The organism is Nannocystis bainbridge (assembly GCF_028368995.1).
Lineage (GTDB): Bacteria > Myxococcota_A > Polyangia > Nannocystales > Nannocystaceae > Nannocystis > Nannocystis bainbridge.
In genome coordinates this window covers 485,322-507,288 of record NZ_JAQNDL010000001.1, presented here as the reverse complement: position 1 = coordinate 507,288, position 21,967 = coordinate 485,322, and the positions used below count along the sequence as shown (strand labels likewise).

The following is a 21,967-nucleotide window of genomic DNA, read 5'->3' as shown; positions in this document are numbered from 1 at the left end:
ACCACGGAGGCCGGCGGTGCGCCTGCGGTCCGCCGAGGCTCGTAGACTCGCGCGGTGCCGGTCCTGCGCCTTTGCGTCTGCACGCTGTTCCTCGGGCTCCTCGTCGGTTGCACGGGTGACGACCCACTCGCCAGCGCCGGCCCGAGCACCGGGGCAGTGACTTCGACCACCGGCGCCGCGACCGAAGTGAGCACATCCCCCGCGACCACCGACGCTGCGACCACCGACGCCGCGACCACCGACGCCGCGACCACCGGCGAGCCCGACGACACCACGGGCGGCCCGGCGGACGATCTCAGCCCGAAGGTCTACCCGGCGGACGATCCGCGGATCCATTACACCGGCCGGATCGATTTCGGCGATCTGGCGAGCGCGACCTTCTCGGCGCCCGGCGTGTACGTCACGGCGCGCTTTCGCGGCGTGTCGGCGGCGGTGCACCTCGAGGACCAGTTCGTCTGGGACGTAAATCGCAACTTCTACGAGGTCGTCGTCGACGGCGCCGCGGTGATGAAGCTCGCCCCCGAGAAGGGCGTGACCCGCTACGTCGTCGCCACCGGCCTGGCGAACACGACGCACACGATCACGCTGGTCAAGCGGACCGAGTCGGCGCTCGGGTGGTGCAAGTTCAAGGGCTTCGAATTCGAGGGCGAGCTCGACGAGCCGCCGCCGCGGCCGGCCCGACGCATGGCGTTCATCGGCGACTCGATCACCGTCGGCTCCGGCAACGAGGCCGCCAACAATTCGCTCGAGTGCTCGGCGGGCGCATACGGCAATGCGGGCGGGTGGGGCCAGCCCTATCACAACAACTGGCGCTCCTACGGCGCGGTCGCGGCCCGCAGCCTCGGCGCCGAATACCACGTCACCGCGGTGTCGACCGAGGCCCGATGGATGGTCGCCAGCAAGGGGCCGCGCGCGACGCCGGCGCTGGTCGCCGCGGTCGAGCAGCACGCGCGCGCGGCAGCGCTGGACCGGCTCGCCGAGGTGTCGCGCCCGCGGCGGGAGCCCGCGAGCGAGGATGAATGGTGGGAGTTCAGCGAAGCGGCCGCGCGGATCGTCCCCGGGGCCGAGCTCTCGCGGTTCGGCGGGGTCCGCCGGACCTTGCGCCTCCGGGCCGCCGACCCGACCTGGATCGCACACATGGCCCCGCTGGGCGATTGGTGCCTGGGCTGAGCCCATTCGCCGGGTCGCTGCCACGAGCGGCTCGCGGGCCGCGAGGGTGGGGACCGGGCAATCACCATAGTCGAGAATCGCGTGATTGTCCCATCGGTGCCGGCCCGTCCGCCTGGGTCCGGTAGCGATTTCGCCATTCGCCCATGCGGCTTCTCGCCATCGGTCGTGCGTGTTAGCGTGACCCATGCGGTCCGATTTGTTGTTCATCTTCGCGCTCGTCCTCGGCTGCGGGAGCCCGGGCACCCAGACCTCGAACGCGAGCGAGACCGGCGGCGAGACGGAGCCCGGACCGCAGACCACGAGCTCGAGCGGTCCGACCTCGACCGCGAGCGAGACCACCAGCGAGGCCACCGGCGAGCCGGAGCCCACCACGAGCACCGGCCCCGGGACCACCAGCACGAGCTCCAGCACCGGGCCCACGAGCACGAGCGAGACCACCGGCGAGCCCGAGCCCGAGCAGACGGCGCGCCTGCGGGTCGTCAACGGCTGCGATCAGCCGATGTGGGTGCTGTCCCAGGTGGGCGCGGGCGGCGGCAACCTCGACGCCGCCAACCAGATCCTCCTCGCCGCGCAGGGCGACTACGTCGATTACCCGATCCCCGACATCGGCCTGGCCGCGACCCGCTTCTGGCCCGGCCTCGGCTGCGACGACACCGGCAACGGCTGCGCCATCGGCCAGAGCGGTGGCCCGGCGGAGCAGGGCTTCAATTGCCCCGCCGAGGGCTGCGCGCCGCCGATCGACTCCAAGTTCGAGGGCACCTTCGGTTGCCTGCCGGGTGTCGCGCCGGCCGACTGTCAAGACAACCCGTCCGCGCCCGGCATGAAGCTGCCCGCGAGCGACGGCTGGGACACCAGCATGGTCGACGGCTACACCGTCCCGTACGAGGTCGAATTGCTCGACGACTGCCCGGGCGGCCCCGAAGGCGGGGCGATCGATTGCAGCGAGCTGCGCATGTCCGACTGCCCGAGCGGCGAGGACATCTCGACGGACCAGCAATTCCCCGCGCTGTCCGCCGTCGACCTGCGCGCCGCTCACCCGACCACGCAGGAGCCTGCCGGCTGCTACTCGCCGTGCGGCAAGCTCACCTATGTCAATTGGGACAACGCGCCGATCTACGCCCCGGCCGCCGCGGAGGCGGAATACTACTGCTGCCCGACGCCGCCGATCGACGTCGAGGAGTGCCGCCAGGGCCCCGTGGTCGATACCCAGTACGTCGGGCTCATCCACGACAAATGCAAGCAGGTGTACTCGTACGCGTACGACGACGGGATCGGCAACTGGTCGTGCCCGGCGGGCACTCGCTACCGGGTCACCTTCTACTGCCCGCAGTGAAGCCGCGATGGCTCCCGGCCGACGCGACGAGTGGAGCCTCGCGGCCGTTCGCGCGGCCTGCCGTCAGGGCGCGGGCCGCTTGAAGCAGATCACGAGGTCGTCGGTGTTGCTGGCGTAGAGGGAGAGCGCGGCGAGCTCGAAGCCCTGGGCGCCTGCCGCCTGGGCGCGCTCGTTCGCCTCTTCGTCGCCGTCGACGTGTTCGCAGTATTGTTGCCACCGTGTGGCCGCCGGGTTCGCCGGGAACGCCGGCTGAGCCTGGGCGCCGCGCATGGCGTTGGCGCTGCATCCGAGGATGATGCCGGCGAGGACGAGGGCGATGGATCTCCACGAGGTGGGCTGCATATTCGCGTGCAGGGTCTCATGCGAACGAGCGCATGTCGACCCGGACGGCCCGTCGCCCGAGCTTCGCGGCGCTGGGCCCGATCGCGGGACGCGGATTTCAGCCCCGCGATGACCGTGACTGGGAATGGACGGCATCATGGTGCCGGGCGAGCTGCGCGTCGGGTCATGCCATCAGCGCCGGCGCGGCCACATGCAGCACGAGGTCGGCGGCGAAGTGCATCACGATCGCGTGCTCGAGGCCGTGGCGCACGTAAGCGGCGCCGAACATCACGCCGAGGACCCCGTTGAGCGCCAGCGTGCGGGCCACCACGAGGACAGTCAGCGGCCACACCTGCGCTGCCGCGGGCAGGTGCAGCGCGCCGAACAGCAGCGCGGAGCCGGCGACCCCGACGGCGAGCGCGGCCCGCCGCCCGAGCCACCGCGCCAGCGCCCACGCGAGCAGCGTGGCCATGCCGAGGCGGGTCATCACTTCCTCGGCGATGCCGCCGTAGAAGCTGGCCCAAAAGCCATCCCAGGGCGACGGCTGCGGCAGGGCTCCGGCGAGCGGCGGGGGCATCGACGGGATGAAGGCCAGATCGATCGCCGCGGCCAGGAGCCCGGCACCCAGACCGTAAAGCACCATCCGCCCGAGCGAGCGCGGTAGCGGCGGTCGTTCGCCGCGCAACCGGGCTTCGAGCCACGGGCTGCCGACACCGATCCGCCGCCCCGCCGCCGTGCCGGCCCAGGCCAACAGGAACGCCTGCAACCCGGCCTGAGCCACGAAGACGGCGGTGAGGACCGGCTCCGACATCGCCGACGTCTCGGGCAGCAACTTGAGGATGTAGGGCACGACCGTGACCGCCGCGAGCGCCGACAGCGCCGCCCACACCAGCGCCACACGCCAGGCTGGCGGCTGATTCGGATGGACAAATGTTCTCATTTTTGAGAACATTGCCGGGCGTGGCGAGGAACGCAAGCAAAAATCAGGGGCGGACGAGCCCTGGCGGCGCGCGAGAGCGCGCGGACGTGCTGCTCCACCCGCTCCGGCTGCGGATCGTCGAGACGGTGGCGGCCGCGGCCCGGCCGGTGACCGCGGCCACGCTGCTCGGAGAGCTGCCCGACGTCGCTCCGGCGACCCTCTACCGCCACCTCAACCTGCTGGCGCGCTCGGGCGTGCTGCAGGTGGTCGGCGAGCAGGCCAAACGCGGCGGGGTCGAGCGGAGCTACACGCTTCACGAGGGGGCCACCCACCTGGACGAGGCGGCCGCCCGCGAGCTCACCCCCGGCGATCACACCCGCGGCTTCGCGGCTTTCACCGCCCACCTGCTCGACGCGTGGGGCCGGTATGTCCAGCGCGCCGCGACGTCGTCGGGGTCGGTCGATCTGGCGGCCGACGGCGCCGGCTTTCGCTCGACCCTGCTGCACCTGGACGACGCGGAATTCGGCGAGCTGGTCGCGGCGCTTCAGGCGGCCTTGCGGCCGTTCGTCGAACGCGGCCCGGCGCCCGGCAAGCGCGCCCGCCTGTTGTCGACGATCGTCTTCCCGTTCGAACGCTGAATCGACCGCGACCGCTCGAGGGGCGATTGATAGTTGTCTCCCGGGATGAAACGCCAAAGGCGCGAGCGATCGAAGCGGCGGCAGGAGCCGCGTAGCATGACGTTCGGCAGCGGGGCGGCGCTTGGCAAATTCGGGCTCGTCGAGGTAGCATGAAGTTCCGATGTCCGACGACCGCACGTTGCTCACGGCCTGGCAGGGGGGCGACGAACGGGCCGGACGGACCCTCGTGGGGCGCCACTACGAGGCCGTGGCTCGCTTCTTCGCCACCAAGGATCGAGCCGCGGCGCCGGACCTGATCCAGCAGACGCTGGTGAAGCTGGTGGAGTCGGTGCCGCGGATCTCGCAGGACTGCAACGTCCGCGCGTATGTGCTGGGCATCGCCCGCCATGTGCTCTACGACCACTTCCGCGCGGTCTATCGCGCCCCGGCGCAGCTCGACTTCAGCGAGCGCTCGCTCGCCGATCTGCAGCCGGGGCCGAGCAGCGTGCTCGCGCGCGAGCAACAGACGCGGCTGCTGTTGCAGGCGCTGCGGCAGATCCCGCTCGAGAGCCAGTTGCTGGTCGAGCTCTATTTCTGGGAGGCGCTCACGGCCCGCGAGGTCGCCGAGCTCCTGGCGGTGCCCGAGGGCACGGTGCGGACCCGCCTGCGCCGGGCCCGACAACTGCTCGAGCAGGCGCTGGCACGACTGGCCGAGTCGCCCGGACTGCTGGCGAGCACGCTGGCAGACCTCGACGGCTGGGCCCTGCGAGTCCGCGAGGAGCTGCGCTCACCGTGAGCCCGGAGCGACGCGCCCGCGGACGGTGATTCCGCAGCTTCACGCGGATCGAGGGGCCCATGGAGGTGGGCCGCCACGGTCAGGCGGGCGAGGCCCGACCGTGGTGCGCCGAGCGTTCAGCCGACGGTGGCCAGCGCCAGATCGAAGCCGTGGAACGCGACATTCGAGCTGGTCGAGTCCCGCGAGATCGTCACCTTCACGAAGAACAGCGCGTCGGTGCTCGTATTGGTGGTCACGGCCGAGGACAGCGTATTGCTGGTCGTGACGCTGCTCGTGTTGGAGTTGACGCCGGCGGTCATCGGCCAGATGTTGTTCGACCCCTCGGTGCGGTAATACAGCTGCGCCGTCACCTGCGAGCCCGCGGCCGTCCCGTCCGGATCGCGGTACCACAGGCGGAGATAGTCGATCTCGAAGGGGCTGAAGCCGGTATACGGCTTGTCCGTCGCCACCGGGCACCAGAGCGTCATGGTGCCCGTCTCGGTGCCCGAGAGGATCCACGAGCCGTTGGAGAGCTGGAGGCTGGCGTCGTCGTCAGGGGTCTCGGGGCTGCACGCGGACGCGGGGACGCGGTTGGTGAGGTCGGCAGCCGCTGCTTCGGACGCGAAGCCCGGGGCTGCAGTGACGAGCGTGGCGGCGGCGAGCGAGAGGCACAGGGAATGGATTTTCATGGTGTTCATCACTTTCAGGGACAATATTTGTCCCGCATGCATCGTATCGATTGATGATTATGGTTATGGAGGATTGGGCCCAGCCTCGCGGTCGGCCGGGTCACGCCGATCGATTTTATGATGAGAGCGCCTGGATCCCAACTGGGGGGAGGATCCGGCTCGGCGACCGCGCGGCCCGTTTCGTGGCGCTCACGCGGTGATAGGGAGCAAGGCTCGCGGTGAAGATGCGTGAGGAGGTCCGGTCGGCCACGGAGCCTCCTCGAGGATCATGGCTGGTGGGTGCTCTTCCCCGATGCGCGTCCATACGGCGCTCCGCTCCGGGGCGCATCGATTCGGCAGACCTCGGCCGAATTCGCTGGAGACGACGTGCCGCGGCCCGGGCTTGCTACGGGATCGGGATCAGCCACGGGTTGCGCGACCAGATCACGCCCTGATTGTTGAAGAGCGTCTGGGTCTGCGCCGGCGTGCCGCACAGCGGCGGCTTCACGCCGAGGGGGCATTCGATCTCGTCGTAATCGTACACGCGCGGGTGGGCGCCGATGCACAGGGCCCCGTTCTGGCCCCACACCGCGTCGGTGGTCAGGCCGCCGCCCGCGCCGATGTTCCAGAGGTCTTGATAGTGGATGTTCGTCTTGTCCTGGGTCCACGAATGACCGTCGCCGCAGTAGTCGGCGAGGATGAAGCGCAGGGAGATCTCGAAGTTGGCGAGCCCGAGTTCGAAGGGCCGGAAGCCGAAGTTGAAGCCCTTGCCCTCGAGGGTGGCCTTCCCGGCCGCGCCGTGCAGGCACGCGAAATACACCGTGTTCGCGCGCGCGAACACGTCGCCGGTCGCGGTGTCGATGTCGAGGTCGTCGTGGACGATCGCCAGTTGTTCGCCGTTGACCTGGTCTTTGAGGCACGCGGGCGTGTCGTCGCCGGGGTCGGGGCCGTCGTCGTCCCACTTCAGGCCGTAGAGCCAGTGGGAGTCGCCCGCGGGTGGCGGCTGCACCGCAGAGATGGTGAGGTACCGCGGCTTGCCGTCGAAGGTCAGCGTGAACCGGGCGCCGAGGAGTTGCTGCCCCCAGAGCCTGATCGTGCCGAAGTGGGGGTTGGGGATGTCGGCCCAGAGCTCGCCTTCGAAGGCTCCGAAGCCGGCGGCGGTGTAGCCAGCCACCACGAGGCTTTCCACCTTGATACCCCTGTAGTCGTTGCCCAGCGTGTCGAGCGGCGAGATGGGATAGAGGCTGCCCATCCACTCGGTGTTGCCCGACGCCGGCGGGCAGTTGGGTGCGCAGCGGAGCTCGACCTCCTCTTCGGGTTGGAAGGCGGCGAGGTCCTGCGAATCGCAGGCAGCGACGAGGGACAGCGAAGCGGCGAAGAGAAGCTTATCGGCGGCGAGCATGGGTCGAAGTCTCCTTGAGCAGGTCCGCGCCCGGGCACTCGGCGGTCCGCGCGGTCTGTGCCGCTCCTTATCGGTGGGTCGGCGGTTTCAATTGGCCCGCCCGGTCGAATTCTTGAATTCCTGGCGGAGGAAGCCTTCCACGGCCTCTGCTTCGGGTTCGAAGCCGGGCGCGTGGCGGCGCAACGTGGCCAGGGCGCCGCGCGCGAGCGATTCGGCGCGAGGCCGTTCGCCCGCGGGTCCTTTCATCAGCGCCCGTGCCATGGCGAACTCGAGCCGCGCCAACCAGGGATTGTGGGGCTCGGCGGTCGCGGCGAGGTCACGGTGGGCCGTCTCGAACTGCTCGCGCGCCTCGGTGACACGCCCCGCGGCGAGCAGGAGGTCGCCGACCTCGAGCCGGAGCTCGGCCATCATCACGACGTGATGTCGCTGCGGGGTGGCGAGCAGCTGCGCCAGCGCGCGCGAGGCCAGCTCGAGGGCCGCGACGCGGTCGCCCGCGGCGCGCAAGGCGGTGGCGATCCGGATGTCTGTGGCCGCGAGGAGGTAGGGCATCGGGCTCGGCGCGCCCGCGTGGAGGACTCGCGCGCGCCGGAATGCGGCCAGCGCCCCGCCGGCGTCGCCGCGCTGCAGCGAGAGCCGCCCGCTCGCGTCGTGAATCCAGGCGGCGTGCGCCGGGCTGGGCCCCGCCTCGAAGACCGCGAGGCCCGCCTGGAGCTCCGCCGTGGCCTCCTCGGAGCGTCCCAGGCCTTCGAGGGCCGCCGCGCGCTGCATGAACAGGTTGACGAGGATCGGGTTGCCCTCGAGGTCGTGCGCGGCCCGGATCGCGGCAGCCTGGTCGGTGTACGCCAGGGCCCCTGCATGGGCGCCGCGCCGGTTGCTCAGGTCCGCGAGCTGCAAGAAACAGTTCAACAGGACCTCGGACGACGGGCCGTGGACGCGCACCAGCGACGCGATCGCCGCTCGCATGCCGGCCAGGGCCGCGTCGTAGCGGCCGGCGTGGAGCTCGACCGCGGCGAGGCCCAACCTGGCCAGCGCGACCCTGGGGTGGTCGGTGCCGAGCGCTCCCTCGTCGCGCTCGAGGCTGCGGGCGAGGTAGCCCCGCGCGCCGCGAAGATCGCCGAGCGCGAGCGACACCATGCCCACATTGGTGAGCGTCACCCCGTATTCGAAGTCGAGGTCGCCGAGCCTCTCCTTGGTCGCCAGGGCCGCGAGCATGCTCTCTTGCGCCTCGCTGTGCCGATCGAGGGCGTAGTAGGTCATGCCGGTGTTGTTGAGCAGCAGCCAGCGGAGCTGATCGTCCCCCGACCACTCGACCAGCGCTCGCGCCAGCGGCACGTCCTGGAGCGCCTCCTTGCCCCTGCCGGTCTGGCCCTGGACGAAGATCCGGCGGGCGAACGCCTCCGCCGCGACGGCCAGGTGACCCGCGCGCAGCGAGGTCTCCAGCGCCTGCGTCAGCGCCTCGACGGCGGCGCCGTAGCGCAGCGCGGTCAGCTCGACGGTGCCGAGCGACAGCCGGGCCTCGGCTTCCAGCGGCGCGTACGCCTTGACCTCTTGCGAGGCGAGCACCGGCGCGACCAGGGCGCGCGCGTCTTCGTGGCGTCCCAGCGCCTCGTAGGCGTCGGCCTGCGCCAGGGCGCCGCGGTGCACCTCGACCGCGCGGGCGACCGCCGGGTCCTCCGGGGGCGGCACGGCGGCCGCGAGCGCCTCGGTGTCGCCGCAGGCGGCGAGCGGGGGCAGGGCCGACGTTGCCTGCGCCATGTTCTCGAGGTCGGCGGGTCGCGCCTCGGCGAGCGCCGAGACCATCGTGGCGAGCGCGACGCGGCGGCGGACCAGGCACGCGGTCCGCAGGTCGTAGTGGCGATCGGACTCGAGCGCGTCGAAGTGCGCCCGGCACGAGGCGGCGCGCATGGCCGTCCAATCGTGGGCGTAGGCGTCGAGCGTCGGCGCGACGCGCTGCCAGGTGGCTTCGGCGTAGGGCAGCCCGGTCGCCTGGATCGCGGTCGTGATCGCGGCCTGGCGCTCGTCGCTCCACACCTCGGCGAGCTCGTGTGCGACCCCCGAGCACGGCGGCTCCGCCTCCGCGCCGCGACTCGCCAGGACCCAGGTCGCGGCCGAAGCGGCGAGCACGAGCCCGCCGACGGCCAGCCAGCGGCGCCGGGCGCCCGCCGGGTCGGCCGCGAGCGCCTCCAGCAGCCCGGCGAACGAGGGGTGACGGGCTTCCGGGCGCGCCGCCAGCCCGCGCATCAGCAGGCGACGGATCCGCAGCGGGACCGGCGACCCGGGCGGCGGCTCGCGGACGTGGCCGGCGAGCACCGCCCGGCGCAGCGCCTCCAGAGTCGACCCGCCGAACGGATGCTGGCCGTAGAGCGCCTCGTAGAGCGCGACGCAAAAGCTGAACTGGTCGCTGCGCTCGTCGGCCGGGATCCCGAGGTGCTGCTCCGGGGCCATGTACGTCGGCGTGCCCATCACGGCCCCGGTCTGGGTCAGCCGCTCGCAGGTCGTCGCGGCCTCGCGCTCGTGATCGTCCGCGGTCGTCGCTACGCGGTCGTCCTGCGGCGCCGCGCAGGCGAGGCCGAAGTCGAGGACCTTGACCACGCCGTCGCTGCGCACGATCACGTTCTGCGGCTTGAAGTCGCGGTGGACCAGCCCGGCGCGGTGAGCCGCGACCAGCCCAGCGCCGGCCTGGACGAACGGCCCGAGCAGATCGTGCCAGCGGGCCCCGCCGGTGCGCGCGCGACAGGCCGCGAGCCAGGCGTCCAGCGGCTGCCCGCGCACGAACTCCATGGCGATGAAGACCTGCCCCTCGTGTTCGCCGACCTCGTGGACCGTGATCACGTTGGTGTGCGACAGCTGGGCCATCAGCCGGGCCTCGCGCAGCATGCGGGCGCGGAGCCGGTCGGGCTGCGCGGTCGCCTGGGCGCGCAATACCTTGATCGCGACCTTGCGATCGAGGTCCTCGTCGTAGGCGGCGAACACCACCCCCATGCCGCCCTCGCCCAGCAATTGCAGGAGCGAGAAGCGGCCGATCCGCGGCGGGCCGGCCTCGCGGACGAACAGGCGCGAGAGGATGAGCTCCTTGAGGTGCGGGCCGCCGAGGTCGTGCTCGGGTCGCGGCCCCGGCGGCTGGCCGAGGGTGCTGCGGCTCGCCCAGGCCGACGGGGAGCCGAGCGGCGGCTCCAGAGTGCTTCGCATCGCCCAGCCGGGCTCGAGCTCCGCAGCGGTCGAGGTCGAGCCGCTCGCGCCCGGCGGCGACGGAGGTCCGTGGCCGTCCTCCGGCGCGCGGCCTGGCCCGACTCTCGGCGTGTCGCCCCGCTGCGGCCCACGGACCATGCGCATCGGTGTTACTTGGGCGCCGACCCGCGCGCAACCACGACGGAGCGCCGCCCCGAGGTCCAGGAAACGACCCGCCAGCTCCGCCCACCCCCGCCGGCGCGCCCGGCGGTCGCGATTTCGATCCTCGGTCATGGTGCGCATCGTCGTCTCGGCTGTGAAAGGATCATCGTCTCGCCAGGCCAAAAACCGGGACAATGAAAGGACCTCAGGGACTCGTGCGATTCAGGGCAGATCGTCGTCGCCGCTGAATTCGAGGCTGTCGAGGAGGTAGGTCTTTTCGACCGACCGGCCGCGGAAGATCAGGCGCACGCGATCGATGTCGTCGTGCGCGCCGAATTCGGCCAGCGGGATCCGCACCGTGCCGAGGTGGTGGAATAACCCGCTCGGCCAGCAGGCGGCGCCCGGACCGTACGGGATCTGCGACGGCGGGCACATCTCCATCGGCGTGGCGATCGTGCCGTGGTCGCCGACGATCTGCTCCGCCGACCAGACGTTGTCATTGCTGATCTGGAACCGCAGGTAGCTCGAGGCCGAGCCGTCGACCTGGGCGATGCGGAAGGACAGCCACGCGAAATCGGCGGTGTCGCGGTGCTCCTCGGGGATAAACCAGGTGATCGAGCTGCCCTCGGCGTTGCCGGACATCTCGAGCGCGAGGGTCTCGCCCTGGAACGCGTCGCCGGCGGCCTCGAGGTCGAAGATCGAGGTCACGGCGTTGCTCACGGTGACCGCGCCGTCCATCGCCGAGGCGCCGACGAGGCCGTCCTCGAAGTTGTCGACCACGTCGCGCTGGACGCCGTCGCTGTACTGGGTGACGACGCGCTCGGGCCAGCCGTACGGGATGGCATCGCCGCGAATGTATGCTTCGTACCAGGTCCAGTTGTTGCGCACGTGCGCGGCCAGGAACGCGAGGAGGTAGCCCTTGCTGACGTGCGCCTGCGCGTGGAGGCCGAGCGACTGCGAGAAGCGGTGGTGATGCCCGCCCTCGATCAGCTTCATCACCTTCGTCAGCCCTGACGGGCCCGCCGGCGGGATGGCGCCCTCGGTGCCGGCGAGGTCGTACACCTCGAAATTGGCGTCGGGCTCGACGTCGGAGTCCTCGGCGGCCTGCAGGATGAGCAGCGCGGGGGTCATGTCGGCCTCGACCTGCATGTCGGCGCGGCCGTTGCCCGAGAGGCTGACGACCGCGCGCACGGTCCATGGATCGGCGCCGCCCTTGAGCTGGTCGGCGACGTAGCGCGCGAGCTTGCCGCCCTTGCTGTGGCCGACGAGCGCGAGCCGCGTCGGGTCGATGAAGCCGGCCAGGGCCCACTCGTCGAGCAAGGCGTCCAGGAAGCCCTCGACCGCCAGGGCGGCATCACCGTACGCGGTGACGGTGTCGTTGGACGCGATCTCGGCGGTGCTGACGACGATGAAGCCGTTGGCCGCGAGATGGTCGAGCAGGTAATCGTAGGAGTCGTGAGGATAGCCCGTCCCGTGCATCACGAGCACGAGCGGGCTGTTCGGCACGGTGGTCAGGCAATTGCCCAGACCCCGCGGGTAGCGGATCACCGCCTCGGTGCCGTCGAAGGTGTCGGCGTCGACGCAGGGCACGTGGGTGGTGACGGTCGCCGGGTCGCTCGGAAGCAGGACGGGCCGCAGCGCGATCGCGTCGTCCTCGTCGGCGAACGAGTCCTCGAGTTCGCCGCAGCCCGCTGTCAGCGCGACGGTGCAGAGGAGAGAGGATAGGAGGGATGAGGGTGATTTCGTGAAGAGCATGGTCGCGCGCCGACCTCGTGGTTCGGCACCTCGACCGCGGAGTCGGAGACGGCGGGCGTTTCAATTCACCAGGACGTGAAAAAGATCGGCGCGGGGTCTGCGAGGGCGGGTGCGAGGGCCGGACGACGCGGGCTCGCGCCGGATCTGCGAAGTCGAGGCCGGGCTCGCGCAGCAGGCGGGGCTCGCCGCCGTGGGGAGGCCCGGCAGCGATCGTGAGCCGGGCCCCGGCGGGCGTATCGGTGTGGCGCGCCCGCGGGGCACGGCGCTCAGGATCGATCAGCGCCGGGTCGAGCCCTGGAGCGCGTTGAACACGGCGGCCATTTCATCGGTGCCGTGACCGAGCTGCAACGCCCGTTCGAAGTAGGTCAGGGCCAGCTCGGGGAGCCGCCCGTCGAGGTCGTTCTCCCGGTTGAGGCGCACGATGTGGCGGAGGGCGTTCGTATGAATGTCCAGCGTGCAATCGGTGCCCTTGAAGTTGCCGGTGGACAGCATCTTCTTGCACATGTCGGCGGTGATCGAGATGAGCGGCATGATCGCCTGGAACTTCTCGAAGTAAGCGTCGAGCGGGAACTCCTCCGACGCGCAGATCGCCGCGCCCTGCAGGACCGCCAGGGTGGCGCCGTAGTAGCTGCCCAGCAGGGCGCAGTCGAGCGCTGCCGCGGCCCCGATCGGCTCGCCGACGTGCGAGGTGGCGCCGCCGATGACCCGCAGCGTCGACTGGTGGCGCTCGTAAAGGTCCCTGGGGCCGGAGTAGAACACCGCCGTCCCCTCACCGCCGATGTAGCTGGGGTACGCCAGGATGCAACCGTCGAGGTAGTCGATCCCGAGGCTCGCGGCCCACGTGGCCCCGCTGCGGGCGTCGCTTGGCGTGCCGCTCGTCAGCTGGACCAGCGTGCGGCCCTTCGCGGCCGCCGCCACGAGGGGCGTGCGGAGGACCTGGTCGCACGCCGCGTAATCAGCCAGCGAGAGGATCGTCAGGTCGCTCGCGCCGCACGCCTGCTCGGGCGTCGCGGCCACGCTCGCCCGGCCCTGAAACGGCTCCGCTTTGCCAGGGCTCCGGTTCCATACGGTGACTGGATGACCAGCGTCGATGTAGGCGCGCGCCAGGGCGGCGCCCATTTGACCCAAGCCGAGAATGGAGACAGTCGCTTTGTGTGTCATGCGTGATTCTCTCTCTCTTCTTTCGCTGCCACGCGGGTATGCGCGCGCGCCGTGACCACGATTGTGCTGAACGACGAAGGCGTGACGACGCGCCACCCGCGAAGGGTAGCGCGGCGCTCGAGCGGGTCTAAGGGAGAATTTCGTCGATGCGACGGTGCAGAGGAGAGAAGGGATGAGGGAGCATGGCGTGGTCGCGCGCCGACGTCGTGGTTCGGCACGTCGACCGCGGGGTCGGAGCGGCGGGGGTTTCAATTCGAGGTAACATGAAAAGATCGGTGAGGGCCGCACGACGCGGGCTCACGCGCGATGCGCCGAAGTCGAGGCTGGGCGCGGCCGGCCTCGCGCGAGCAGGCGGGGATCGCCTCGGCCTCACCGCCCGTGGGGTGCACCCACCGGCGCCGCCTGCCGAGCTCCATGCTCGCCTCGTGGAGGCCGGAGCATGCGGCCGGGGTTCGTCGGAGCGGCCGCGGGCGCCCGGGAGGCGTGAGGGAACTGCCCGAGCACGCGCACCGCTGGAAGCGGTCCCGCGAGCGGACCCTTCGGCGCGCGAGGTAGCGATGGTCGACCTCGCGCGGCCTCGGTATAGGTATGCCCGTGCCCGCGGGGTGCATCGACGAGCAGCGCGCGCAGGCCTTCGTGGGCGCCACGCTCGCGGAGCCTGCGCGACTCGAGATCGAGGACCACGTCGACGAGTGCGCGTCGTGTCGGCGGCTGCTGGCGGCCATGATCCGCCTGCACTCGAGCCCGGCGCACGAGGGAGCCCGCAGCCTCGTCGGCGCGCAGATCGGCCGCTATCAGGTCCGCGCGGCGATCGGGCGCGGAGCCATGGGCGAGGTGTTCCGGGGCGACGATCTCGAGCTCGCGCGGCCGGTCGCGCTGAAGCGCCTGCACGCCAGGGTCGCCGAGGTCGCGGGCGGCCGCGCGTATCTCATCCGTGAGGCCCGCGCCGCGGCGCAGCTCCAGCACCCGAACGTCGTCGCGGTGCACGAGATCGTCGACGTGAGAGGCGAGACCTTCCTCGTCATGGAATGGATCGAAGGCGCGACCCTGCGGGCCTGGTTGCGCGAGCGAGCGCGGGGCTGGCGAGAGATCGTGCAGGTCGTCGCCGCCGCCGGTCGTGGCCTCGCGGCCGCCCACGCCGGAGGGCTCCTGCACCGCGACTTCAAGCCCGAGAACATCCTCGTCGATCGGGAGGGACGCCCTCGCGTGGCCGACTTCGGGCTGGCGCGCCCGATCGACGCGCCGATGAGCACGGGGCTGCCCGTCCCGGTCTACGCCCTCCATGCCACGACCGGCGCGCTCACCGGGACCCCCGCCTATCTCGCGCCCGAGCTGACCGGCATGCTCCTGCCGTCAGCGGGAGAGACGGGCACGCCCGTGGTTCGTGGTCACGACGCGCGCACCGATCAATACGCGTTTGCGATCACCCTGTACGAGGCGCTGCATGACAGCCACCCGTTCGCGGGCAGCTCGCCCGAGGCGATGTGGCGCGAGATGGCGGGCGGACGGATCCGCCGTGGTGCGCGACGGATCCCCGCGTGGCTCGATCGCGCCGTGCGACGCGGCCTCGCCGTCGACCCGGCGCGGCGGTGGCCCGATCTGGCGACCATGCTCGACGCGCTCGAGCGGGGCGTTCGTCGCACGCGTCGCAGGGTGATCTCGACGGCCGCGGCCGCGATCGTGGCGGGGGCGATCGGCGTGGGGCTGCTCGCTCCCCTCGCGCGACCTGAAGCGCCGTGCGGTGATGACCTCGTCGATACCGTGTGGCACGCGGAGGCGCAGGCGACCCTGGCGCGGCGGTTCACCGCGGCCGCGCCCGAGCGCAGCGCAGCGACGATCACCGCGATCACCGCGCAGATCGGGCAGTGGAGCGACGCGTGGCGGCTCCTGCGACGATCGGCCTGCGTGGCCGGGCCGGCCCGCGCGGCGCGGTCGAGCTGCCTCGACCGACAGCTCGGAGAGCTCCGCGCCCAGCTGGCGGTGTGGGAGCAGGCCGACGCCAGCGTCGTCGATCATGCGACCGCCGCCGTCGCCGCTTTGCCGAGCCCGGCCGAGTGCGTCGACGCTCGTGACACGACCTCGCCGGGGTCGGCCTCGCTGCTCGCGTCCACCGCGAAGATCGACGCGCTCCAGCGGTCGGGGCGCTGGGAGGAGGCGTTGGTGCACGCGCCCGAGGTGCTCGCGCAAGCCGAGCGCACGACCTCGCCAGGGCCGAGGGCCGCGGCCCTGCTGGCGGTCGCGCGGATCGAGCTCGATGCCCACGCGCGCACCGCAGCGCGCGACCACGCGAGGGCGGCAGCCCGCGCGGCGAGCCACGCGCGAGAGGACGACCTCCTGGTGGCGGCGCTGATGCTCGAGGCCCTGGTCCTGATCGACGATCATCGCGCCGCCGATGCCCTCGTCGTCTGCGACGCCGTCGAGGCGTTCGCAGCGCGGGGCTTGCCTCGCAGCGAGGGCATCGAGCTGTTGCGCGCCGATGCCCTGCTCCAGCTCGGGCGGACCGACGAGGCGATCGTGCATTATCGCCGGGGCATCGCGCGGCTCGAGCTCGCGGCCGGGCGCGATCCGTCGCGTCGCGTCGCCCTCGCCAGCGCCGTCGCTGCGCTCGGCACGGCGCTCGGCAGGCTCGATCGGATCGCCGAGGGGGCGGCCGAGCTCCGGCGTGCGCTCGAGATCGAGGAGGCCGCGCTCGGGCCCATGCATCCCACGGTCGGCCAGACGCTGCACGACCTGGCGCGTCTCGAGCGCGCGAGCGGCGAGCTCGAGGACGCCGAGCGTCACTTCGATCGCACGCGGAAGATCTTCGCCGCCGTCCATGGCGAGGCTTCGTTCGAGGTCGTGGTGGCGGACACCGCGTTGGCCGATCTGGCGTCGAGGTGGGGCGACCTCGAGCGCGCCCAGCGGCTGGCCGAGCGAGCGCTCGCTACGCTCGCGGGTACTCGCCTCGACGAGCCGGGGCTGCAGTCCCAGCTGGAGAATCAACTCGGCCTGGTCGAGCAGGAGCGAGAGCGCTGCTCGGCCGCGATCCCCCACTACGAGCGCGCGCTGGCCCTCTCGCTGCGCGCCGCGGAGCCGCCCGACCAGCAAGCGCTCGGGTACGTCAACCTCGCCACGTGCCTGTCCGACGTCGGCCGTGACGCCGAGGCGCGGAGCGCCGCCGAGCAGGCGCTCGCCGCCTGGACGCGCGCGCACGTCGAGCCGCCGGAGCGCGCCATGGCGTGGGGGATCCTGGCCGACATCGAGGCACGCGGCGGCGATCGCCGTCGCGCCGTCGCGCTCGCGGGCAAGGCGATGGCGGCGCTCGGCGACCGCGAGGACGAGCCCTACGCGGCGATGCGCGCCGTCCTTCACGAGCAGCTCCAGCGGTGGTCGGGTTGACGATGCACGCGCTCGCCCTGCAGCTCGCCGCGCGCACCGGGCACACGCTCGCTGCCACGGACGTCGCCGAGCTCGCCGCTCAGCTCGAGGCCGCCACAGCGGCCACGCGCGCGAAGTGGCCGGAGCTGGCGATCCGCGACGAGCACTGGTCAAGCGCCCTCGCGCCGCGACTCGACGGCGAGCCCGACCTCGTCGCCGCGTTCGCCGAGCTCGCCGCGTCCGACGTGTACCTCGTGGGCGCGTGCCTCGCGGGTGACAAGCCGGCGCTGGCGATCCTCGAGCGCATGACCCGCGCCACGGCCACCCACGTGGTCGCCCGGCTCGGCGGTCGTTTTTCGGTCGAGGACCTCGTGCAGGAGCTGCTGATGAAGCTCGTCGTCGGCGAGTCGCGCAAGCTCGCGGGCTACGGAGGGCGAGGCGCGCTGGCGGCGTGGCTGCGGATCTGCGCCGTGCGCACCGCGATCAGCCTCGGGCGCAAGCGCCAGGAGCTCGCCGTCGAGGACGAGACGCTCGAGGCGATCGCCGACGAGGGCGACGACCAGGCGCTCGCGTTCCTCAAGGCCAGCTACCGCGACGCGTTCAAGCGGGCGTTCGCGGCCGCCCTCGCCGACCTCAGCAAGCGGGGTCGCACGCTGCTCCGGCTGCAGATCCACGATCAGCTCACGCTCGAGGAGATCGGCGCGTTCTACCGGGTGTCGCGCGCGACGGCGGCGCGCTGGCTCGCCGAGGCCCGGGGCGACCTCGTGAAGCGGACCCGCACGCGCCTGATGACTTCCCTCGGTCTGCCGGCCGAGGAGCTCGGCCAGCTGATGCGGCTGGTCGCCTCGAACCTCTACGGGACGCTGCCTGGGCTGCTCCGCCAGACCCGCGGCGGGGACGACCCGGGGCCGTAGGTCAGGGCGCCCAAAGATTTCGTGAGACGGTCGGGCTCCTCGCTGCGTCCTTGCGGTGAGCGCCCGTCCGGCGCGTGGCTCGTCCATCCTTTCTCACCACCCCGGAGCCGTGCGATCACGGACAGCCCGGGTGTCCTGCAGCCCACCATGTCCAGCAACTTCCTCCTTCGCTCGTTTGCCCTCGTCGCATCGCCCTCTGCTCCGCGAATGCAGAGACACCGGAGCGGTGTGGCGCTCGGCGGCGTGATGCTCCTGGCCGTCAGCGGGGCCTGCGGAGACGGCGATGCGGGCACCGAGGGTCTCTCTCCGTCGACCACGACGACCGAGGCCACCGCCACGACGTCGACCACGACGAGCTCGACGGGCGTGCCGACCGCGACCTCGGGGATCGACACCGACCCGGAGAGCCCGACGACGGGCGACCCGTTCACCTCCACCTCGACCCCTGACCCCGCCAGCCCGGTCTGCGGCGACGGCAAACTCGACGACGGCGAAGCGTGCGACGACGGCAACGCCGACGACACGGACGCCTGCACCAGCGCCTGCGAGCACGCGACCTGCGGCGACGGCCTCCTCGGCCCGGGCGAGCAGTGCGACGATGGCAATGCGATCGACGACGACGCGTGCAGCAACCTGTGCGCCCCCGCGAGCTGCGGCGACGGCCTCGTCCAGCCCGGCGAGGACTGCGACGACGGCGACATGGACGACACCGACGCGTGCCTGTCCACCTGCAAGGCCGCGAGCTGCGGCGACGGCCAGGTCCGCGACGGCGCCGAGGACTGCGACGACGCCAACGCGGTCGACACCGACGCGTGCACCATCGCCTGCAAACACGCCGAGTGCGGCGACGGCCTGGTCTGGGCCGGCGCCGAGGCGTGCGACGACGGCAACGGGGCCGATGGCGACGGCTGCGAGAGCGACTGCAGCGTCACCGCGGCGCAGAAGCTCGTCTTCGTCACCAGCCAGATGTACACCGGCAACCTCGGCGGCCTCGCCGGCGGCGACGCCAGGTGCCAGCAGCTCGCCGACGCCGCCGGTTTGCCAGGGACCTACCTGGCGTGGCTCAGCGACGTCGCCGCCTCGCCCGCCTCGCGCATGACCCACGCCGACGTGCCCTACGTGCTGCCCAACGGCACCAAGGTCGCCGACGACTGGGCCGACCTCACCGACAATTCGCTCGACGCTCCCATCAATGTCACCGAGCTCGGCGGCCCGGCGCCGATCGGCGACACCATCTGCGCCGGTGGTGGTTATGCCACCGTCTACACCGGGACCTCCGCCGACGGCACGCTGTCGTGGATCCACGACACGTGCGAGAATTGGCAGTCGGAGACCGCGAATGCGTACTGGGGCCACGCCGACGCGGTCAACCAAAGCTGGACGAAGTGGTGCACGAGCGGAAAATGCTCGTGGAAATCGGCGCTCTACTGCGTGCAGCAGTGAGCGGGGCAGAGATTCGTCCTGTCATCCGACCACGTAGACGTGGGCGGAGGCGCGACGCCATCCGCTCTCCAGCGCCTTGAGCGCACGGGAGGATGCACCGAGTCGGTCCACGCATTGACTCGCGGCCGGCGACGGCCGCCACACCACCGCCGCCATCGCCCGCGCGCGATTCCGCGGCGCGGCGGGCCCGCGACGGTGAATATGCACACCCGGATTCGTGCATGCCACGCCTCGCGTCTGCGCGATTCGGCTCGCCGGCGCGCCGTGGCCCCCGCGCCGGCGATTTTTTTACCCGACCGCGGGAAGACGGCGGCGAATCGACGTTGTCGCGGCGGCCCCCGAGCGGGTCGAGGAGTCGACATGCGACGACGAATTGCGAGCAGTGGGTGGAGCGGCGTCGCGCTGCTCCTGGCGTGGACCGTGAGCGCGCGCGCCGAGGCGGCGCCGGCGAGCCTGGGCGAACAGGTGCAGCAGATGGAGGCGCTCGACCGCCAGATCGCCGGGTCGTTGCGCGGCTTCCCCGGCGCCAGGCCGATGACCGACGCCGTCAGGAAGCGCGTCAAGACCTACCGCTCGCTCGCGCGTCGGACCGTGCCCGAGGTCGCGCTGCAGGGCGACGCGGCGATGCAGCGGGCCGTCACCGGCCTCGACTTCTCGGCGCTGCTGCAGGGCGCGGCGCGCTACCGGCCGTGGGCGACCGAGCGGCTCGAGCTGCGCGACCGCGCCGAGTGCCGGGCCGAGGTCGGGCTCGGCCGCCACTTCGCGCGCTACGCCGCCGCGCTGGCGACGAAGGACGAGCTCGCGGCGATGCTCGTGCTGAGCGAGTACCAGAACGCGCTCAACTGCCTCACCGCCTGGCAGGTCGCCGCCTGGACCGACATCCTCGGCCACGCGCTGCGCCAGTACGAGGCGAGCCTGCAGGGCGACGGCTTCGGCAAGTCGGGCCTCGCCAACTTTCGCGTGGCCGTGTTCAACCTCGTGCTGCTCACGGTCGACCTGGCCAAGCACGCCGGCCCGAACGCCGCGCACCGGTGGGCCCAGGCGGTCGCCCCCGAGGTCGCCGCGGCGCTCGCGGGCGACAAGCAGAGCGTGTACCTGTTCGACCCGCTCCGCGGCGAGATGATCGGCCGGCGCGCCGACGTGGTCGACCTGCGCCTCGTCGAGCTGCTGCGCGACCGCAACATCGGCGCCGGCGCGTGCGGCTTCTCGGAGATGCTGGCGACGGCCGAGGCCGGCGGCAGCCCGGCCTGCGGCCGCGGGCTCGGCTGCGCGACGGGCGAGACGAAGCTGCCGGGCGGCCGCGGCGACCACACGCCCTTCGGCCTCAAGAGCGACGCCCTGCGGGCCAGCAACTGCTCGGGCGCGGGCGGCAGCGGCGGCGGCAAGGGCAAGGGGGGCGGCGGCGGCGGAGCGTCCGCCGGCGGCGGGAGTGGGCCCGGGCCCTTCGGCGCGACCGGCAAGGGCACCTCGATCGGGAGCTGCGCCGCCACGGCCGCCGTGGTCGCCTCGTGGCAGATGACCACGAGCGCCTGCACCCTGGCGCAGGCGATGAGCAAGAAGAGCTTCGAGGTCGGCAAGCTGCCGCAGGGCAAGGACCTGCCGGTGCGCGGGTTCTACGGCGAGGGCGGCTGCGGCGATCCCCGGACCGTCGGCGACCAACCGGCGGGCCCCGAGAGCAGCAGCGGCACCGTCGACGAGACCGAGCTCGACTTCGCGACGGCCCGCAAGCGCTCGGCCGACTGGCTGCGCACCAAGGAGGGCGAGAAGTACGTCGTCAAGGCCGCGCAGGACACCATCTCGGCGGCCGAGTCCCGCGAGCGCCTCAACCACGCCATCGACGGCTCGAAGTTCCCCAAGGAGCGCGCGGATTACTACCAGGGGCTGCGCGAGCGCGTCGCCAAGGACGGCAAGATCCTGGCCGAGGCCGCGGCCAGAGCGGTCGAGACCGCGTCGCTCGACCGGATCGCCGGCAAGGATGTCCACGGCGCGGCCGGGATCACCGACGACGCCACCAATCGGATCACCATCGACCGCGACGTGCACCCCGACGTCGGCACGATGCAGTCGACGCTCGAGCACGAGGCGGTGCACGTCGTCGCCAATACGATGAACGCGATGTACGCGGCCGAGCTCACCCAGGGCGACGTGCGGGTCCGCTTCAACGAGGCCGACGGGCACGCGGCCACCCGCGCGTCGCTGCGCGGGGGCTACGTCGAGCGCTACCTCGACCTCGTCGGCGAGGAGGCCGAGGCCGAGCAGCGGCGGCGGACGCAGGGCAAGGGCGGGCGCAACCGCCGGCCGGGGATCGATGGGCCGGGTCGCTGCGGCGCGGCGGCGGCGGCGGTCGCCGAGTTCATGGCCTGCCGCCCTGGCACGGACAAGCCGCTGCCGAAGAGCGGCGGGCTCACCCCCTCCCCGGGGCTCACGCCGCCCGCGGAGGGCCCGAGCACCGCCTCGGGGCAGGCATTCATGAGCTGCCTGCACGCCGCGGGGGTGGGCGTCGCCGTCGGCGACGCCGGCACGCTGCAGGCGCGGGCGCAGGCGACGTCCCCGACCGGCTGCGCGGCCATGAAGTGCAGCGACGGCGCGGCGAAGATGACCGGTGGGTCGGGCTGCCGCTGCACCGCCGCCGACGGCCTCATCCTGCCCGACCTCTTCTCGGCCCACCTGTGCCAGCACAGCGACGCGTGCGTGCGCCAGCCCGTGCTCGGCGGCGACGCGCCGAAATTCGACGCCCGGGCCATCCAGGCCCTCCAGGAGTGGGCCGGGCTCGCCCCGCCGCCGAAGCCCTGAGACCCGCAC

General features: G+C 72.1%; 15 protein-coding genes. 8 read left to right on the top strand and 7 right to left on the bottom strand.

What is annotated here, in order from left to right; translation table 11 throughout:
- The first annotated feature begins 54 nt into the window (after positions 1-54).
- On the top strand, positions 55-1,170 hold the full coding sequence (locus tag POL25_RS01975) for an SGNH/GDSL hydrolase family protein (protein WP_272084064.1): 1,116 nt from the start codon (positions 55-57) through the stop codon (positions 1,168-1,170).
- Positions 1,171-1,354: 184 nt separating this feature from the next.
- A complete protein-coding gene (locus POL25_RS01970; protein ID WP_272084063.1) occupies positions 1,355-2,503 on the top strand; it encodes a thaumatin family protein in 1,149 nt (382 codons plus the stop codon).
- A 63-nt stretch (positions 2,504-2,566) separates the two neighbouring features.
- Here POL25_RS01970 and POL25_RS01965 read toward each other — a convergent pair whose 3' ends face one another.
- Positions 2,567-2,845: a hypothetical protein gene (locus POL25_RS01965; RefSeq protein WP_272084062.1), complete on the bottom strand. Its 279-nt coding sequence runs from the start codon at positions 2,843-2,845 to the stop codon at positions 2,567-2,569.
- Positions 2,846-3,008: 163 nt separating this feature from the next.
- Complete coding sequence (locus POL25_RS01960; RefSeq protein ID WP_272084061.1) at positions 3,009-3,800, bottom strand: CPBP family intramembrane glutamic endopeptidase; 792 nt, start codon at positions 3,798-3,800, stop codon at positions 3,009-3,011.
- Between the two features lie 50 nt (positions 3,801-3,850).
- On the opposite strand from POL25_RS01960, the gene POL25_RS01955 reads away from it, so the two are divergent.
- Together POL25_RS01955 and POL25_RS01950 are read left to right on the top strand one after the other, a co-directional pair.
- Entirely contained in the window at positions 3,851-4,381 is a 531-nt protein-coding gene (locus tag POL25_RS01955; protein ID WP_272084060.1) for a helix-turn-helix domain-containing protein, read from the top strand.
- A gap of 160 nt (positions 4,382-4,541) precedes the next feature.
- The gene (locus tag POL25_RS01950; protein ID WP_272084059.1) at positions 4,542-5,156 is read left to right on the top strand and encodes an RNA polymerase sigma factor; all 615 of its coding nucleotides are present in this window, start codon (positions 4,542-4,544) and stop codon (positions 5,154-5,156) included.
- Between the two features lie 116 nt (positions 5,157-5,272).
- Here the strand turns inward: POL25_RS01950 and POL25_RS01945 are convergent, their stop codons facing one another.
- The 5 genes from POL25_RS01945 to POL25_RS01925 form a co-directional block, all read right to left on the bottom strand.
- Positions 5,273-5,824: a hypothetical protein gene (locus POL25_RS01945; RefSeq protein ID WP_272084058.1), complete on the bottom strand. Its 552-nt coding sequence runs from the start codon at positions 5,822-5,824 to the stop codon at positions 5,273-5,275.
- 385 nt (positions 5,825-6,209) lie between these two features.
- A complete protein-coding gene (locus POL25_RS01940; RefSeq protein WP_272084057.1) occupies positions 6,210-7,205 on the bottom strand; it encodes an ADYC domain-containing protein in 996 nt (331 codons plus the stop codon).
- 87 nt (positions 7,206-7,292) lie between these two features.
- The gene (locus tag POL25_RS01935; RefSeq protein ID WP_272084056.1) at positions 7,293-10,394 is read right to left on the bottom strand and encodes a protein kinase domain-containing protein; all 3,102 of its coding nucleotides are present in this window, start codon (positions 10,392-10,394) and stop codon (positions 7,293-7,295) included.
- A gap of 363 nt (positions 10,395-10,757) precedes the next feature.
- Positions 10,758-12,290 carry an alpha/beta hydrolase gene (locus tag POL25_RS01930; RefSeq protein ID WP_272084055.1) on the bottom strand — a complete coding sequence of 511 codons (1,533 nt, stop codon included), beginning with the start codon at positions 12,288-12,290 and terminating at the stop codon, positions 10,758-10,760.
- 276 nt (positions 12,291-12,566) lie between these two features.
- Complete coding sequence (locus POL25_RS01925) at positions 12,567-13,547, bottom strand: NAD(P)-dependent oxidoreductase (RefSeq protein WP_373372062.1); 981 nt, start codon at positions 13,545-13,547, stop codon at positions 12,567-12,569.
- A 498-nt stretch (positions 13,548-14,045) separates the two neighbouring features.
- Here POL25_RS01925 and POL25_RS01920 point away from each other — a divergent pair, with 498 nt between their 5' ends.
- The 4 genes from POL25_RS01920 (at position 14,046) to POL25_RS01905 (ending at position 21,958) form a co-directional block, all read left to right on the top strand.
- The gene (locus POL25_RS01920) at positions 14,046-16,829 is read left to right on the top strand and encodes a serine/threonine-protein kinase (protein WP_272084053.1); all 2,784 of its coding nucleotides are present in this window, start codon (positions 14,046-14,048) and stop codon (positions 16,827-16,829) included.
- A gap of 2 nt (positions 16,830-16,831) precedes the next feature.
- A complete protein-coding gene (locus tag POL25_RS01915) occupies positions 16,832-17,722 on the top strand; it encodes a sigma-70 family RNA polymerase sigma factor (RefSeq protein WP_272084052.1) in 891 nt (296 codons plus the stop codon).
- Between the two features lie 207 nt (positions 17,723-17,929).
- Positions 17,930-19,165, top strand: a complete 1,236-nt coding sequence (locus tag POL25_RS01910) for a DUF4215 domain-containing protein (protein WP_272084051.1) — start codon at positions 17,930-17,932, stop codon at positions 19,163-19,165.
- A 360-nt stretch (positions 19,166-19,525) separates the two neighbouring features.
- Positions 19,526-21,958, top strand: coding sequence for a hypothetical protein (locus POL25_RS01905; protein ID WP_272084050.1), 2,433 nt, complete (start codon positions 19,526-19,528; stop codon positions 21,956-21,958).
- Positions 21,959-21,967: the final 9 nt, after the last annotated feature.

Excerpts from the sequence above, each read along its gene's own strand:
- POL25_RS01905 (WP_272084050.1), top strand. The coding sequence starts at position 19,526 with ATGCGACGACGAATTGCGAGCAGTGGGTGGAGCGGCGTCGCGCTGCTC.
- POL25_RS01945 (WP_272084058.1), bottom strand. The coding sequence starts at position 5,824 with ATGAAAATCCATTCCCTGTGCCTCTCGCTCGCCGCCGCCACGCTCGTC.
- POL25_RS01950 (WP_272084059.1), top strand. The coding sequence starts at position 4,542 with ATGTCCGACGACCGCACGTTGCTCACGGCCTGGCAGGGGGGCGACGAA.
- POL25_RS01935 (WP_272084056.1), bottom strand. The coding sequence starts at position 10,394 with ATGCGAAGCACTCTGGAGCCGCCGCTCGGCTCCCCGTCGGCCTGGGCG.
- POL25_RS01915 (WP_272084052.1), top strand. The coding sequence starts at position 16,832 with ATGCACGCGCTCGCCCTGCAGCTCGCCGCGCGCACCGGGCACACGCTC.
- POL25_RS01910 (WP_272084051.1), top strand. The coding sequence starts at position 17,930 with ATGCAGAGACACCGGAGCGGTGTGGCGCTCGGCGGCGTGATGCTCCTG.
- POL25_RS01940 (WP_272084057.1), bottom strand. The coding sequence starts at position 7,205 with ATGCTCGCCGCCGATAAGCTTCTCTTCGCCGCTTCGCTGTCCCTCGTC.
- POL25_RS01970 (WP_272084063.1), top strand. The coding sequence starts at position 1,355 with ATGCGGTCCGATTTGTTGTTCATCTTCGCGCTCGTCCTCGGCTGCGGG.
- POL25_RS01965 (WP_272084062.1), bottom strand. The coding sequence starts at position 2,845 with ATGCAGCCCACCTCGTGGAGATCCATCGCCCTCGTCCTCGCCGGCATC.
- POL25_RS01930 (WP_272084055.1), bottom strand. The coding sequence starts at position 12,290 with ATGCTCTTCACGAAATCACCCTCATCCCTCCTATCCTCTCTCCTCTGC.